This is a genomic window from Inquilinus sp. CA228, from assembly GCF_052078665.1.
GTDB lineage: Bacteria > Pseudomonadota > Alphaproteobacteria > DSM-16000 > Inquilinaceae > Inquilinus.
The window spans coordinates 48,294-62,865 of the sequence record NZ_JBQJIK010000048.1; the positions used below are offsets into that span (position 1 = coordinate 48,294).

The 14,572-nt window shown below is 71.4% G+C and carries 14 protein-coding genes and 1 other RNA gene; all 15 read right to left on the reverse strand.

From position 1 onward, the window contains the following. Position 1 precedes the first annotated feature (1 nt). Entirely contained in the window at positions 2 to 1,747 is a 1,746-nt protein-coding gene (locus ACTOWL_RS23125) for a peptidoglycan D,D-transpeptidase FtsI family protein (protein WP_441323631.1), read from the reverse strand. Then, positions 1,744 to 2,466 carry a cell division protein FtsL gene (gene ftsL / locus ACTOWL_RS23130; protein WP_441323632.1) on the reverse strand — a complete coding sequence of 241 codons (723 nt, stop codon included), beginning with the start codon at positions 2,464 to 2,466 and terminating at the stop codon, positions 1,744 to 1,746. The genes ACTOWL_RS23125 and ftsL overlap by 4 nt, the downstream gene beginning before the upstream one ends. Continuing rightward, positions 2,463 to 3,440, reverse strand: coding sequence for a 16S rRNA (cytosine(1402)-N(4))-methyltransferase RsmH (gene rsmH, locus ACTOWL_RS23135; RefSeq protein ID WP_441323633.1), 978 nt, complete (start codon positions 3,438 to 3,440; stop codon positions 2,463 to 2,465). The genes ftsL and rsmH overlap by 4 nt, the downstream gene beginning before the upstream one ends. Next, positions 3,437 to 3,934: a division/cell wall cluster transcriptional repressor MraZ gene (locus ACTOWL_RS23140; RefSeq protein ID WP_441323634.1), complete on the reverse strand. Its 498-nt coding sequence runs from the start codon at positions 3,932 to 3,934 to the stop codon at positions 3,437 to 3,439. The genes rsmH and ACTOWL_RS23140 overlap by 4 nt, the downstream gene beginning before the upstream one ends. Positions 3,935 to 4,273: 339 nt before the next feature. Next, positions 4,274 to 4,681: RNase P RNA component class A (rnpB, locus tag ACTOWL_RS23145), an RNA gene on the reverse strand. 76 nt (positions 4,682 to 4,757) lie between these two features. Then, a complete protein-coding gene (locus ACTOWL_RS23150) occupies positions 4,758 to 5,474 on the reverse strand; it encodes a GNAT family N-acetyltransferase (protein WP_441323635.1) in 717 nt (238 codons plus the stop codon). A gap of 14 nt (positions 5,475 to 5,488) precedes the next feature. Further along, on the reverse strand, positions 5,489 to 6,205 hold the full coding sequence (locus ACTOWL_RS23155; RefSeq protein WP_441323636.1) for a pyridoxamine 5'-phosphate oxidase family protein: 717 nt from the start codon (positions 6,203 to 6,205) through the stop codon (positions 5,489 to 5,491). A 90-nt stretch (positions 6,206 to 6,295) separates the two neighbouring features. Beyond that, positions 6,296 to 7,750, reverse strand: coding sequence for a MocR-like pyridoxine biosynthesis transcription factor PdxR (gene pdxR, locus ACTOWL_RS23160; protein ID WP_441323637.1), 1,455 nt, complete (start codon positions 7,748 to 7,750; stop codon positions 6,296 to 6,298). Between the two features lie 4 nt (positions 7,751 to 7,754). Next, a complete protein-coding gene (locus tag ACTOWL_RS23165; RefSeq protein ID WP_441323638.1) occupies positions 7,755 to 8,189 on the reverse strand; it encodes a TIGR01244 family sulfur transferase in 435 nt (144 codons plus the stop codon). A gap of 10 nt (positions 8,190 to 8,199) precedes the next feature. Further along, positions 8,200 to 9,078 carry a DMT family transporter gene (locus ACTOWL_RS23170; protein ID WP_441323639.1) on the reverse strand — a complete coding sequence of 293 codons (879 nt, stop codon included), beginning with the start codon at positions 9,076 to 9,078 and terminating at the stop codon, positions 8,200 to 8,202. After that, a complete protein-coding gene (locus ACTOWL_RS23175; RefSeq protein WP_441323640.1) occupies positions 9,078 to 10,871 on the reverse strand; it encodes an ABC-F family ATP-binding cassette domain-containing protein in 1,794 nt (597 codons plus the stop codon). The genes ACTOWL_RS23170 and ACTOWL_RS23175 overlap by 1 nt, the downstream gene beginning before the upstream one ends. A 67-nt stretch (positions 10,872 to 10,938) precedes the next feature. Further along, positions 10,939 to 11,712, reverse strand: a complete 774-nt coding sequence (locus ACTOWL_RS23180) for an ABC transporter ATP-binding protein (protein WP_441323641.1) — start codon at positions 11,710 to 11,712, stop codon at positions 10,939 to 10,941. Next, positions 11,709 to 12,713 carry a FecCD family ABC transporter permease gene (locus ACTOWL_RS23185; protein ID WP_441323642.1) on the reverse strand — a complete coding sequence of 335 codons (1,005 nt, stop codon included), beginning with the start codon at positions 12,711 to 12,713 and terminating at the stop codon, positions 11,709 to 11,711. Before ACTOWL_RS23185 ends, ACTOWL_RS23180 begins: the two co-directional genes overlap by 4 nt. Before the next feature lie 9 nt (positions 12,714 to 12,722). Next, the gene (locus tag ACTOWL_RS23190) at positions 12,723 to 13,760 is read right to left on the reverse strand and encodes an iron ABC transporter substrate-binding protein (RefSeq protein WP_441323643.1); all 1,038 of its coding nucleotides are present in this window, start codon (positions 13,758 to 13,760) and stop codon (positions 12,723 to 12,725) included. 2 nt (positions 13,761 to 13,762) lie between these two features. Further along, on the reverse strand, positions 13,763 to 14,260 hold the full coding sequence (tsaA, locus tag ACTOWL_RS23195) for a tRNA (N6-threonylcarbamoyladenosine(37)-N6)-methyltransferase TrmO (RefSeq protein ID WP_441323644.1): 498 nt from the start codon (positions 14,258 to 14,260) through the stop codon (positions 13,763 to 13,765). Between the last annotated feature and the right edge of the window lie 312 nt (positions 14,261 to 14,572).

Below are 14,572 nucleotides of genomic sequence, written 5' to 3' on the forward strand. Positions count from 1 at the left end.
CTCAGTCCTCGTTGCCGGCCGAGACATTGGCGACCACCGCGTTGGCCGGCGGCGCCAGCATCTGCAGGATCGCCGGGTCCTTCGGGTTCGCCGGCTCGACCCCCAGCATCGGCCCCATCCGGGCGATGATCCGGCCGCCCAGCGGCGCCGAGTTCCAGCCGGCGCTGGCGAAGCCGTAGGTGCCCTTGATCGGCTGCGGGTCGTCCAGCATGGTCATGACGACGTATTTCGGATCGTAGATCGGAAACACGCCGACGAAGTCGGTCACCCGGGCCCGGCGGTTGTAGCCGCCGCGCGCCGCCTTGTCGGCGGTGCCGGTCTTGCCGCCGACGAAGTAGCCGGGCACCTCGGCCTTGGTCGCGGTGCCGCCGGTGACCACGGCGCGCATCAGCATCCGCATCGTCCGCGACAGATCGGCCGAGATCACGCGCTTGCCCGGCACCGGCTGCGACGGGTCGCGCTTGAACAGGGTCGGCGAATGCAGGATGCCGCCGTTGACGATGGCGCTGACCGCGGTGACCAGCGACAGCGGCGACACCGCCATGCCGTGGCCGTAGGCGATGGTCATGCCGCTGATCTTGCTCCAGGGATGCGGCACCATCGGGGCGCCGACCTCGGGCAGGTCGATCGGGGCCGGCCTGGTCAGGCCGAGCCGGGTCAGGAACTCCTTCTGCCGGTCGACGCCCGCGGCCTCCTCCATGTGCACCGAGCCGGTGTTGAGCGACAGCCGGAAGATCTCGTAGACGCTGAGCATCCCCGACTCGGGGTCGCCGCGGAAATTGTGGATGGTGAAGCGCCCGACATGGATCGGGCTCTCGTCATAGAGGCTGGTCAGGGTCGAGGTGCCGCTTTCCAGCGCCATCGCCGTGTTGAAGATCTTGAACGTCGACCCGGGCTCGTACACGCCGAGCGTGTTCCGGTTGAACATCGCCTCCTCGGACGGGCCGCCCGGCTCGTACGGGTTGAAGTCCGGCAGCGACACCATCGCCAGGACCTCGCCGGTGTTGACGTCCATGATCAGGGCGTTGCCGCCCTGGGCGTGGAACTGCTCGACCGTTGCCTGCAGCTCGTCGCGCACCATCTCCTGCAGCCGCAGGTCGAGCGACAGCGCCACCGACTCGCCGTTCTGCAGGCGGTCGTCGAGGCTCTTCTCCAGCCCGGCGATGCCCTGGGCGTCGATGTTGGTGAAGCCGACGACATGCGAGGTCAGGTTGCCGGCTGGGTAGTAGCGGCGCTCCTCGTTCTGGAAGGCCAGGCCGGGGAGGCCGAGGCGGTTGACCTCGTATTGCTGGGCCGGGGTCAGGCCGCGCCTCAGCCAGACGAAGCGCCGGTCCGAGGACAGGTCGGCCAGCACCTTGGCCTGGTCGAGATCGGGCAGCACCTTGGCCAGGCGCAGCGAGGCCTCGATCGGGTCCAGCACCAGCTTCGGGTCGGCATAGAGCGACACCGAGGGCAGCGTGGTGGCGACGATCAGCCCGTTACGGTCGCGCAGATCGGCCCGGTCGGCGGCCGGCGCGGCGGCGGGCAGGGCATGGGTGGCGAGGGCGCTGTCGGCATCGCTGCCGAAGGCCATCAGGTCGACCAGCTTGAGGCCGATGGCGCCGAAGGTGACGCTGAACACAAGGGCGCTGATGACGATGCGCTGGCGGCCCGTCTCGATGGCCGCGGAAAGCCGTTGAGCCGGCCGAAGGGCCGGCTCCGTCTGCCGCGGTGAGGTCGGGGTTCCATCCAGCGCGTCAGCCGTCATCGAATTCCCCGTGGCGCCTCGAGGCCGGAGAGCAGGGCACCGATCGGATCATCCGACGCGGCGGCCCGGGTCGGGGCCAGGGCCTGGGCCACGGCCTCCAACGATGCGGCGGCGGGCCGGCGCGGCGCCACCACCGGCCGGATCGGGACGTCGCCCGTCGCGACCCTTGCGACGGGCGGGGCCGAAACGGGTGCCGGGGCCACCGCCGGCGCCGGCCGGACCTCGGCGACGGCCATCTGCACCGGGGCGGCGGCCGGGAGCGATGCGACCTGGGGCGAAACGGCTGGGATCTGGACGGGCATCGGCGCGGCCGCGGCAAGGAGGATTCCGCCCTCGCCGGGTCTGTGGCCTGGCAGGGGCACGGGCCCGACGCTGGGCAGCGCATCGATCTGGGCGACCAGCGACGCCGTCGGCGCCATCGGCTCGCCGTCGAGCGACGGCAGCGGCATCGGGAGGTCCGCCGCGCTGGCGACCATCTGCGTCGGCGCGATCGGGCGCAGCTTCGTAAACTGGTCCGTCAGCGCCTGCAAGCGCGACGGCTGGTTCAGGAACGCCCATTCGGCATGCATCACCCGGATCGAATCCTGTTCCCGCAGGATCGACCGGTTGAGGCCGCGCAGATCGCCTTCCAGCGACTGCACCTCGTAGCTGGTCTTGAACAGGAACGCGCTCGACGCCCCGATGAGGCCGAGCCAGATCATCGTTCCGACGCGGATCATGCTGCCACCCTCCCCCTCTCCCCGCCCCCATGACCGACTGGCGGCCACGCGGGAGCCTCGCTCCGGATCGCCGCCCGCAGCCGCGCCGACCGGGCGCGCGGGTTGCTGCGGGTCTCCGTCTCGCCCGCCGTGACCGACCGCTTGGCCGCCAGGCGGAAGCTCGGCGCCCGGCTCTCACCGCCGACGGGCGCCGCGACATGGCGCGACACGCCGCCGCCGACGCCGCTGCGCTCCGCCAGGAAGCGCTTGACGCGGCGGTCCTCCAGGCTGTGGAAAGTGACCACGGCGAGCCGTCCCCCGGGCCGAAGCAGGCGTTCGGCCCCGCTCAAGCCGTGGTCGAGTTCCGTCAATTCCTCATTCACCCACAGACGCAGCGCCTGGAAGGTGCGCGTCGCCGGATCGATGCCGTCCTTCGACCGCGGCACCACCCGGCGCACGATCTCGGCCAATTGCAGCGTCCGCTCGATCCGCGCCTCCTTGCGGGCCGCGACGATGGCGCGGGCGACGCGGCGCGACAGGCGCTCCTCGCCGAAATCGTAGATCACGTTGGCCAGGTCATCCTCGGCCATGGCGTTGACGACGTCGGCGGCGCTCTGCCCATCTCGTCCCATGCGCATGTCCAGCGGCCCGTCGGCGCGGAAGGAGAAGCCGCGCGCCGGGTCGTCGAGCTGCGGCGACGACACGCCGAGATCCAGCACCACCCCGTCCGCCTGCTCGCCGACCAGCGCATCCATGGCGCCGAAGCGGCCCTCGACGATGCGGAACCGGCCCGGCTGCTCGGCCTCCAGGCGGCGCCCCTCCGCCACCGCCTCGGGGTCGCGGTCGATGCCGACCACCCGACAGTCGGCCGCCGCCAGCAGGCCGCGGGCATAGCCGCCGCGGCCGAAGGTGCCGTCGACGATCAGGTCGCCGTCACGCGGCGCCACCGCCGCCACGATCTCGTTCAGCAGGACCGGGATGTGGGCGCCGCTCATGCCGCGCCTCCGTTGGCGCCGGCACGGGCCAGCGTCATGTCGCGCGACGCCGCCAGCCGGGCCTGCTGATGCGCCTTCAGCGCCTCCGGCTCCCAGATCTGGAAGCGGCTGCCCATGCCCATGAAGGCGACGTTCTCGGTGATGCCCGCCAGCTCCATCATCTGCCGCGGCAGGATGATCCGCCCGTCCGAGTCGATCTGCAGGTGCTCGGTCTCGGAGAATTCGCGGATTTCCAGGGCCTCGCGCTCCGGCGAGTACAAGTCCATCGCGTCGAGCCGGCGCTGGACCTCGTCCATGTAGGCCTCGGTCACCCCGTCCAGGGCCCGGCGGTCGGGGGTGGGCTTCAGGTTCACGATCAGCACCGGCTTCGCCGCAGGCCCATCCGGCTTCACCACCGGCGCCAGCGCCTCCAAGGTCGTGCGGAAGGGAGCGGGCACGCTGACCCGCCCCTTCTTGTCGACCTTGTTGACGTAGGTGCCCGTGAACCGAGCCATCAATCCCCCCAGCGGCGCATCCGCCGCCTCAACACCCCCGTCGCCCACACCCCGGAAGTGGACGATCGACCCCATCCGATGGGAGTTCATGGGATATCATGGGCAAGGGTGGAACGCAATGGGACGGGCTGGTCAAATCATGGGAAATCAATGGATTTTCTGTGATCCGTGGCTTTTTGGCCGCTTTGACGGGACTCCTCGACTGTCATCGGAACAAAACCGAAGTTGGCGTGCTTCTTTCGACTCCGATCTTGGGATTGTTTTTCTTTTGTTCTCATTCTGAGACAAGGGAATGCGGCCCGGACGCTGTCCGGCCGCTCGGCGGTGAAGCTGGGAAAAGGCGGCAGATGGCCTGTAAGCCGGGTTCTGTCCCCAGCCCCGTATCCTTGCGGACGGCGGGCCGGGGGATGGCCATTCCTCTGGGACGACGGTCGCCCGTCGCCTCGCGCGACCAACCCGGGCGGCAGGCGGAAACGCCTGTCGACCCATGGTTTCCCATGGGTCGCCCCGCCCCTATTCGGTCTTGCTCCCGGTGGGGTTTACCGTGCCGCGACCGTTGCCGGCCGCGCGGTGCGCTCTTACCGCACCCTTTCACCCTTACCCGGCCGGAGCCGGGCGGTTTGCTTTCTGTGGCACTGTCCCTAGGGTCGCCCCCGCCGGGCGTTACCCGGCACCGTGTTTCCGTGGAGCCCGGACTTTCCTCCCCGCCGGGCCGAAACCCGGCAGAGCGGCCATCCGGCCATCTGCCGGCGTTGGTATAGGGAGCCGGCGGCCGGACCGCAAGGCGGCCCATGCCGTCCCATGACAGATTGGTGACGGAGGATCAGGCTGCCGGCCTGGTCAGCGCCGACAGGCTCTCCCTCTGCCGGCCCTCGGCGTCGAAATTCGCAGGGCTCAGCCAGCGCTCGAAGGCGGCGCGCAGCCGCGGCCAATCGCTGTCGATGATCGAGAACCAAGCGGTGTCGCGGTTGCGGCCCTTGTAGACCACGGCCTGGCGGAACAGCCCCTCATACTGGAAGCCGAGGCGGGCGGCCGCGGCGCGCGACGGCGCGTTCAGGCTGTCGCATTTCCATTCGTAGCGGCGGTAGCCGAGCTCGTCGAACACCCGGCGCATCATCAGGAACATCGCCTCGGTCGCCATCGGCGTGCGCTGCAGCAGCGGCGAGAAGTGGATGTGCCCGACCTCGATCGCCCCGTTCGCCGGGTCGATGCGGAGATAGGAGGCGACGCCGACCGCCCGGCCGGTGGCGCGGTCGATCACCGTGTGGAACAGCGGGTCGGTGCCGGCCGCCATCTTGTCCAGCCAGGCGCGGAAATCGCCGAACTCGGCGAACGGACCGATGCCGAGATAGGTCCAGTTGCGGCCGTCCTGGTCGCGGCCCATCGCCTCGAACAGCTCCTCGGCGTGGCGGGCGGGGTCGAGCGGCTCGAGCCGGCAAATTCGGCCCTCCATCGGCGTGCGCGGCGGCAGCGGCCGCTTCTCCCAGCCGGGAACGGGGGCGCCGATCGGCTGGCCCAGGGGGTTGGTGAGGTCGGCCATCATCGGTCTCCGCGTCACTCGCCGGCTTCGGCCGGGGCCAGGGCGCCCCGGACATTGGCCCGCAGGATATCGTCGAAGCGGGCGCCACGTGCATAGGGATCGGTCGCCACGCCCGGGGCGATGCCGGCCGGCAGCAGCGGGCAGGGCTGCAGCGCGCCGATGGTCTCGGCGATCGGGATCACCCCGGCCCAGATGCCGGCGGCCAGATCGTCCTCGTCGTCATGCGGCGGGCCGCTGCGGATCTTCACGCTGGCCTCCTCGATCTCCATCCCGATCAGCGTGGTGGCCCGCACCTCCTTCACCGTCGGGCGCCGCATCTCCGCCACCCGGCCGGGGAACAGCCGCTCGACATAGGCGTCGAGCGCCTCGCGCTTGTGCGCCTCGTCCTCGACCTTCGAAGCGGTGCCGAACACCATCACCGCGCGGTAGTTCATCGAGCAGTTGAAGCCGGAGCGGGCGAGGACCAGCCCGTCGATATGGGTGGCAGTGAGGCAGACCGGCAGGCCCACGCCCTGCCCCTGCAGCATCCGGCTGACCGAGGAGCCGTGCCAGTACAGCCGGTCGCCCTCGCGCCAATAGGCGGTCGGGGTGCAGTAGGGCTGGCCGTCGAGGACATAGGCGATGTGGCAGACCACGCTGGCGTCGAGCACGGCATGGACCGTGGCGCGGTCATAGGCGCCACGCTTGGCCAGGCGCTTCAGCTTGGCGCGGGCGGACGGAATCTCGGTCATGGCGATCCTCGGAACGGCATTGGCCTTCTCGATGCCGTGTTTTCCGGCAACTTGAAAGGTCCAATTTCAAACGGCCGGCCCGACCAATCGCTAGCGAAACCCGCGCAGCACCGCCCCGAGCGTCCGGGCGGCGGCGTCGAGGGCCTGGGGCGGGAAGCCGGTGAAGCCGAGGATCAGCGCCCGGCGCGGCGGCGCCGCGATGTGCATCGGCGACAGCGGTCGGACCACCAGGCCGCGCCGACGCGCCGCCTCGGCCACCGCGACATCGTCCAGCCCCGGCCGCAGGTCGGCGACGAGATACATGCCGCGGTCGATCGGGGCGACGGTCAGGTCGTCGCCCGCCTCCGCCGCGAGCGCCGCGGTCAGCCGCTCGCGCCGCTCGGCATATTCCTGGCGCATGCGGCGGATGTGGCGGGTGAAGTGGCCTTCGTTGATGAAGTCGACCAGGACGTCGTCGAGGATGGTCGACGGGAAGCGGTCGGCGGCGTTGCGGATCACGGCGAAGCGGTCGACCAGCTCCGGCGGCAGCACCACGTAGCCGACGCGCAGCCCCGGGAACAGCACCTTGCTGAGGGTGCCGATATAGATGACGCGGCCATGCCGGTCCAAGCCCTGCAGCGCCGAGAGCGGCCGACCGGAGAAGCGGAACTCGCTGTCGTAGTCGTCCTCGATCACCCAGCGCCCGTCGCGCGCCCAGTCGAGCAGCACCAGCCGCCGCGGCAGGCTCATCGCCACGCCGAGCGGGTAGTGGTGCGTCGGGGTGCAGTAGAGCACCCGCGCCTCGGGCTCCAGCGCCATGCCGGCGGCAACGTCCAGCCCCTGATCGTCGACCGGCACCGGGGCGATCCGCAGCCGGTGCTGGCGCAGGCAGGCCAGCGCCGCCGGGTAGCACGGATCCTCGATCCAGGCGGGGTCGCCGGCCTGCGCCACGGCGCGCAGCACCAGGTCCAGCCCCTGCTGGCTGCCGGAGACGATGGCGATGCGGTCGGCGTCGCAGGCGACGGAGCGCGACACCCGGAGGTACTCGGCCAGGGCCTCGCGCAGCGGCCGGTGCCCCATCGGGTCGCCATAGCCGCGCTGGCGCACGCCGATGCCGCGCAGATGCAATTGCACCAGCCGGCCCCAGGCGCGCTCGGTGGCCGGGTGCATGCCGCAGAAGCCGGCGGCGAAGGGCACGGACTCGCCGCGCCAGGCGGGGGCCGCTGCAGCCGGTCCGGGGCGTTCGGCCGGCGCCGCCGGCTGGTCCTCCGCCTCGATCCCGGCGGCGACATAGGTGCCGGCGCCGACCCGGCCGGCGACCACGCCCTCGGCCTGCAGCTGGTCATAGGCGGCGACCACGGTGGTGCGCGACACGCCGAGCCGGCCGGCCAGGATCCGGGTGGCGGGCAGCCGCGTGCCGGCCGGCACCACCCGGCGGGCGATCAGGTCGCGCAGCGCCAGGTGCAGCTGCTGGAACAGCGGCCGGCTGTCGTCCGGGTCGAGCCCGAGATCGATCAGGTCGATCCAGGAGACCGGGCGGTCCTTGACCGGCGGCCGGCCCGCCATCGGGTCAACCCTGGCGCAGCCGAGCCACCAGGTCGGGCAGGGAGGCGATCTGGAAGCCCTTCTCCGCCGCCTCGGCGACTAGGGCGCCGGCGTCGCCCCGCCCGGCCAGAACCTCGCCCGCGGCCCAGAGCAGGGTCGAGCGGGTGCCGCTGCGGCAATGCATCACCACCGGCTTCGGCGCTGACGCGAGGGCCTGCTGCATCGCCTCGACATCGCCCGGCGCGATCGAGGAGGAGGTGACCGGGATGTGGATATAGGTCAGGCCCAGCCGCTCGGCCTCGGCCCGCGCCTGCTCGGCCGGCAGCTGGCCCGGCTCCTCGCCGTCCGGCCGGTTGTTGATCAGGGTGCGGGCGCCCGAGGCCGCGATCTCCGCGATCGCCGCGCGGTCCACCTGCGCCGCCGCATACAGGTCGGGCGCGATCTCCGTCAGCTTGGCCATGATCTTCCTCTCACGTGACCTGCGCCTGGGCTTCGACCGCCTTCGGCCGACGCAGGATGATGATGCCGACGCCGATCAGCGTGGCGATGCCGCCGAGCAGCAGATTCCAGCTCGGCGGTTCGTCCAGGAACAGCACGCCCGACAGCACCCCGAACACCGGCACCAGCAGGGTATAGGGCATGGTCTGGTTCACGGAATAGGTGCGCAGCAGGCGGTACCAGATGGCGTAGGAGAAGATCACCACGACCACCGCCTGGAAGGCGACCGCCATCCACGCCCACCCGCTGGCCCGGGTGACCGCCTGCCACTGGCCGTCCTCGATCAGCAGCGAGGCGACGAGCAGCATCGGCGCGGCGAACAGCGACATCCAGCCATTGATGGTGGAGGGATCGAGATCCGTCATCCGCTTCATCTGGATGTTGGCGCCGGCCCAGACGATCGCCGCCACCACGATCAGCCCGATCGCCCACAAGGCCGAGCTGTGCCGCGGCTCGCCCGCCAGGATGGCGACGCCGCCGATCGCCACCGCCATGCCGAGCGCGCGGCGCCAGCCGATCCTGTCGCCGAACAGCAGCATGGCCAGGAAGGCCGAGGCCGGCACCTGCACCTGGATGACGATCGCCGCCACCGCGGCGTCGACATGCGCCAGCCCGGTGAACATCAGCGAGAAATGGGTCAGCCCCAGCATCACCGCCAGGATCAGCACGTCGCGCCAGCGCCCGCGCGGCAGTCGCACGAAGGGCACCAGCAGCAGCGCCACCAGGCCGAAGCGCAGCGCCATGAACAAGAGCGGCGGCAGCTCCGCGAGGCCGTATTTGGCGATCACGAAGTTGTAGCCCCAGATCAGCATGACGCCGAGGGTCAGCAGCAGGTCGACCGGCCGCATCATCAGGCGCCGAGCTCCTCCGCCAGGGATGCGAGCTCGAGCCAGCGCTCCTCCGCCGCCTCCCGCTCCGCCTCGGCCGCCGCCAGCCGAGCGCTCTTCTTAGCGAAGCCGTCGGGGTCGCGGGCGTAGAGGCCCGGGTCGTGCAGCGCCTCGCCGAGCCGGGCGATCTCGGCGGTCAGCGCCTCGATCCGGCCGGGCAGCAGGTCGAGCTCGCGCTGGTCCTTGAAGCTGAGCTTGGTGCGCGGCTTCGAAGCCACGGGCTTGGCCGCCGGGGCGGAGCGTGCCACCGGGGCCGCTGCCTGGGCTGCCGGACGCTGGCGCAGATAGTCGGTGTAGCCGCCGACATACTCCGTCACCCGGCCCTGGCCCTCGACCGCGATCACCGAGGTCGCCAGCCGGTCGAGGAAGTCGCGGTCGTGGCTGACCAGGATCAGCGTGCCCTGGAAGTCGGCCAGCACCTCCTCCAGCAGGTCCAGCGTCTCCAGGTCCAGATCGTTGGTCGGCTCGTCCAGGATCAGCAGGTTGCTGGGCCGGGCGAACAGCTTGGCCAGCAGGAGGCGGCCGCGCTCGCCGCCCGACAGGCTCTTCACCGGGCTGAACATCCGCGAGGAATCGAACAGGAAGTCGCCGAGATAGGAGGCGATGTGCCGCTTCTGGTCGCCGACCTGGACATGGTCGCCGCCATGCGGCAGCAGCGTGTCGCGCAGCGTGGTCTCGGGGTCGAGGGCGACGCGGGTCTGGTCGTAATAGGCGGGTTCCACCCCCGGCCCCAGCCGCACCGTCCCCGAATCGGGCCGCTCGGCCCCGGTCAGCACCTTGACCAGGGATGATTTGCCGGCGCCGTTCGGGCCGATCACGCCGATCCGGTCGCCGCGCGCCACGCGGGTGGAGAAGTCGCGGACGATGACGGTGTCGCCATAGGCCTTGGACACATGCTCGGCCTCGATCACGCGGACCGCGCCCCGGCCGGCCTCGGCGATGCCGAGCGCCGCGACACCCTGGCGGTCGATCTGGGACCGACGTTCGGCCCGCATGGCGTAGAGGTTGCGCAGCCGGCCCTGGTTGCGCTTGCGCCGGGCGCTGATGCCCTGGCGCGACCAGGTGGTCTCGGACGCGATCCGCTTGTCCAGCCGCGCCCGCTCCGCCTCCTCCTGCGCCAGGATGGTCTCGCTCCATTCGTCGAACTCGGCGAAGGGCTTGTCCATCTGCCGCAGCACGCCGCGGTCGATCCACCAGCTGCGCTGGGTCAGCGCGTTCAGGAAGGCACGGTCGTGGCTGATCAGCAGCAGCGCGCCGCGCCAGGCCTTCAGCTCGCCCTCCAGCCATTCGATGGTCGGCAGGTCGAGATGGTTGGTCGGCTCGTCCAGCAGCAGCACGTCGGGCTCGCCGACCACGGCGTGGGCGATGGCGGCGCGCCGCCCTTCCCCGCCCGACAGGGTGTCGGTCGACCGGTCGCCGTCCAGCTTGATCGCGGCCAGCACCTGCTCGACCCGCCAATGGTCGTGGGCGCGGTCGGCCGGCAAGGCGGAGGCGACGTAATCGGCCACGGTGGCGTGGACGGTCAGGTCCGGCTCCTGCGCCAGATAGGCGATGCGGATGCCGGGCTGGACGAAGCGCTCGCCGCCGTCGAGATCGATCGTCCCGGCCAGCGCCTTCAGGATGGTCGACTTGCCGCTGCCGTTGCGGCCGACCAGGCACGCCTTGTCGCCGGCCGAGAGCGCCAGGTCGACGCCGGTCCAGAGGGGGGCGCCGCCGAAGGTGACGGCGGCGTTGCGGAGGCCGAGCAGGAGGGTCATGCGCCAAGGATCCGAGAGAGGCCGCCCTTGTCGCAACAATGATCGGACTTGACCAGTCCTCGAATGATCATGCCTGCCCGACCACCGGACTGACCACCCGGCGGCCGCCGGGCGTGCGCTCGACCGTCAGCGTCACGCCGTAGAGCCGGGTCAGCCGGTCCGGTGTCAGCACCGCGTCGACCGGCCCGGTCTCGAAGCCGCTGCCCAGCACCGCGACCCGGTCGGCGACGGCGAAGGCGTGCTCCGGCTCATGGGTCGAGACCAGCACCGCCAGCCCGTCGGCGGCCAAGGCGCGGATCCGGTCCAGCACCCGCAGGCGGTTGCCGAGGTCGAGGCTGGCCGTCGGCTCGTCCATCACCACCACCCCGGCCTGCTGCGCCAAAGCGCGGGCGATCAGCGCCAGCTGGCGCTGGCCGCCGGAGATCCGGGTCGAATCCCGCGGCGCCAGCGCGGCAATGCCGAGGGCGTCGAGCGCGCGCAGGGCGATGTCGAGATCGGCCTGGCCGGGCGTGGCGAAGGCGCCGAGCGCCGCGGTCCGGCCCATCACCACGAGGTCGAGCACGGTGTAGGCGAAGTCGCCGGGATAGGCCTGCGGCACATAGGCGACGCGGCGGGCCACCGCCGCCGGCCGCAGCCGCGCCAACGCCTCGCCGCCGACCCGGACGGTGCCGGCCAGCGGCGGGATCAGGCCGAGCAGGGTCTTGAACAACGTGGTCTTGCCGACGCCGTTCGGCCCGAGCAGGCAGGTGACCGTGCCGGCCTCCAGCGCCAGGTCGATGCCGGTGGCGACGGTGGTGGCGCCATAGCCGATGGTGAGGCCTTCGGCGGACAGGGCGCTCACGGCAGCCGCCTCCGCCGGCCATGCGCCAGCAGCCAGACGAAGATCGGGCCGCCGACCGCGGCGGTCAGGACGCCGAGCGGGATCTCGATCTCGGCGGCGGAGCGGGCCAGCGTGTCGATCGCCAGCATGAAGGCGGCGCCCAGCAGGATCGCCGCCGGCAGCAGCCGGTCGAAGCGCGGCCCGACCAGCAGGCGCGCCATGTGCGGCACCATCAGCCCGACCCAGCCGATGACGCCGGAGATGGCCACGACAGCGGCGGTGACCAGCGTCGCGGCCACGATCACCAGCAGGCGCAGGCGCGGCACGTCGACGCCCAGCGCCCGCGCCTCGTCGTCGCCCAGCGACAGCACGCCGATGCGCCAGCGCAGCAGCAGCAGCGGCACGAGGCCGACCAGAACCGCCGGCAGCACCGCCGCCACGTCGTCGACCTTCACCCCGGCCAGGCTGCCGAGCAGCCAGAAGGTGATCGCCGGCAGCTGGTCGTAGGGGTCGGCCAGCACCTTGACCAGGGAGATGGCGGCGCCGGCCAGGGCGCCGATGACGATCCCGGCCAGGACCAGCACCAGCACGTCGCCGCCGCCCCGCAGCGTGCGGGCCAGGGCGCCGACCGCGGCCACGGTGACCAGCCCGCCGCCGAAGCCGAGCAGCTGGATCGCCACCACCGGCAGGCCGAGCAGGATGCCGAGCACCGCGCCGAAGCCGGCGCCTGTCGAGACGCCGAGGATGTCCGGCGACACCAGCGGGTTGCGGAACAGGCTCTGATAGGCGGCGCCGGCGGCGGACAGCGCGGCGCCGACCAGCATCGCCGCCAGCACCCGCGGCAGGCGGATGCGAAACAGCACCGTCTCCACCGTCGGGTCGATCGCCCCGCCGAACAGCCGGTGCCACAGTGCGGCCAACACCTCCTGCGGCGGGATGCGGTAGGGGCCGATGCCGGCGGCGACCAGCACCATCGCGATCAGGAGCGCCGTCAGGACGAGAAGGATCGTCGCTGTCCGCACTGTCGAGGCTCAGCCCCCGGCGCCGTCGAGCAGGCGGGCCAGGTCGGCATCGGTCAGGTCGACCTGGTAGAACAGGTGGTAGAAGCCGCGGATCTGGTCGCTCAAGGTTCCCGGCGCCTGCTCCGGATACAGCGTGTGCAGCAGCCAGGTCAGGCCGATCAGCCGGTTGACCGAGGGCGGGACGTCGACGAAGCCGAAGGGCTGGCCCGGCGACAGGAACACGCGCTTGGCCTTGACCGCCGGCACCGGCTGCCAGTCCGGGCTGGCGGCGACGCCCTGGGCGAAGCGGCGGTCGAGCGCGACGATGGTGTCCGGCGCCCAGGCGATCACCTGCTCGCGCGAGGCGGTGACGAGGCCGCCCTTGTCGCGCAGGCCTTCGACCACGTTGACGGCGCCGACGCGCTCGAGGATCTCGGTGGTGATCGACCCGCGCGAGCCCGACTCCAGCCCTTCCGGCCCGCGGGCGAGATAGACCTTCGGGCGCTGGTCGGCCGGCACCGCGGCCAAGGTGGTGTCGACCTGGGCGAAGATCGCCTCCGCCGCCTTGGCCAGCGCCTCGCCCCGCTCCGGCACGCCGAGGATGCCGGCCAGCAGGCGCAGCGCCGCCGGGGTGTTGCCGAAGCTGCCGTCGATCAACAGGTAGGGGATGCCGGTCTGCTGCTGCACCCGGTCGGCCAGCGATCTATAGGTGTCGCTGATGGTGCCGAAATCGACGATCAAATCGGGCTTGGCGGCGAGCAGCTGCTCCAGGTTGACGGTGTCGCCCCGGCCGGTGAGACGGCCCGTCTCCGGCAGGTCGCGCACCGCGGGCAGCAGGAACGGCTTGTCCTCCGGCCGCGGCGCCCGTACCCAGCCGGTCATGGTCTGCGGCGCCAGCATGTACAACAGCACCGAGGCCGGCGGGCCGGCGGCGAAGACCCGGCTTACATGGTCCGGGATGTCGACCCGGCGGCCGGCGGAATCGGTGACGGTGCGGGCCCAGGCCGGGGCGACCACCAGGGCCAGGACGGCGATCAGGGCGGCCAGGGCGCCGCGGCGTCGGAGCATGGTCAGGGAGCTCCCATGTCGGCATCGCCGGGCGTCGGAGGGGCGAGCGGCGTGAAGGCGCAGCGGTCCGGCTTGATGTCGATCAGCGGGGTACCGTCGAGGCAGTCGAGCCCGCGCACCAGCAGGGTCGACCCCTCGATGCCGAGCAGCGCGACCATCGCGGTGCCGATCGGGTTGGGCCGCACCGGCGAGCGCAGCGAGAAGGTGCCGCGGGTGGTGCCGTCGCTCTTCGGGCTCTGCAGCACCAGGTCGCGGCGCGACTTGTGCAGCCAGTACAGGATCTCGAGCCGGTCGAATTCGGCGATGCCGTCCAGCGCCTGGTCCCAGGGCGGGAACACCTCGATCCGGCAGGTCGGGCCGTCGCGCCGGCCCTGGCGCGGGCAGTCCATGCGGCTGGTCCAGGGCGTGCGGATGCGGCCGATGAAGACCAGGCCGGCATCGGCCGGCTCGGGCCATTCGACGGCGCGTTCGGCCGCCCGGATCTCGTTCTCGCGCACCATGCGGATCTCCAGCTCCCGTGCCGCTTCGCTATATAGAGCGATATACGCCGGTCGGCGAGAGCCTTGATGCCGCGGAGTGGACGGATGCGCGCAGACCCAGAGCGCGCCAGGGAGTCGAGCAACTTTTTTGGTCACTATCGCGCTCTTCGGGTCAGGATCCGGCGCGCTTTTCATATCGCCAACCCCTAGGCAGTGTGGACGAATTGACTCAGGTATCGGTTTGAGGATTCCGCCAAGAGACTCGATGTGATTCATGGAATGCCGGCTGGTTCGGAGGTCGGCGATGTTGACGAGAATGACGGAGACGGATTG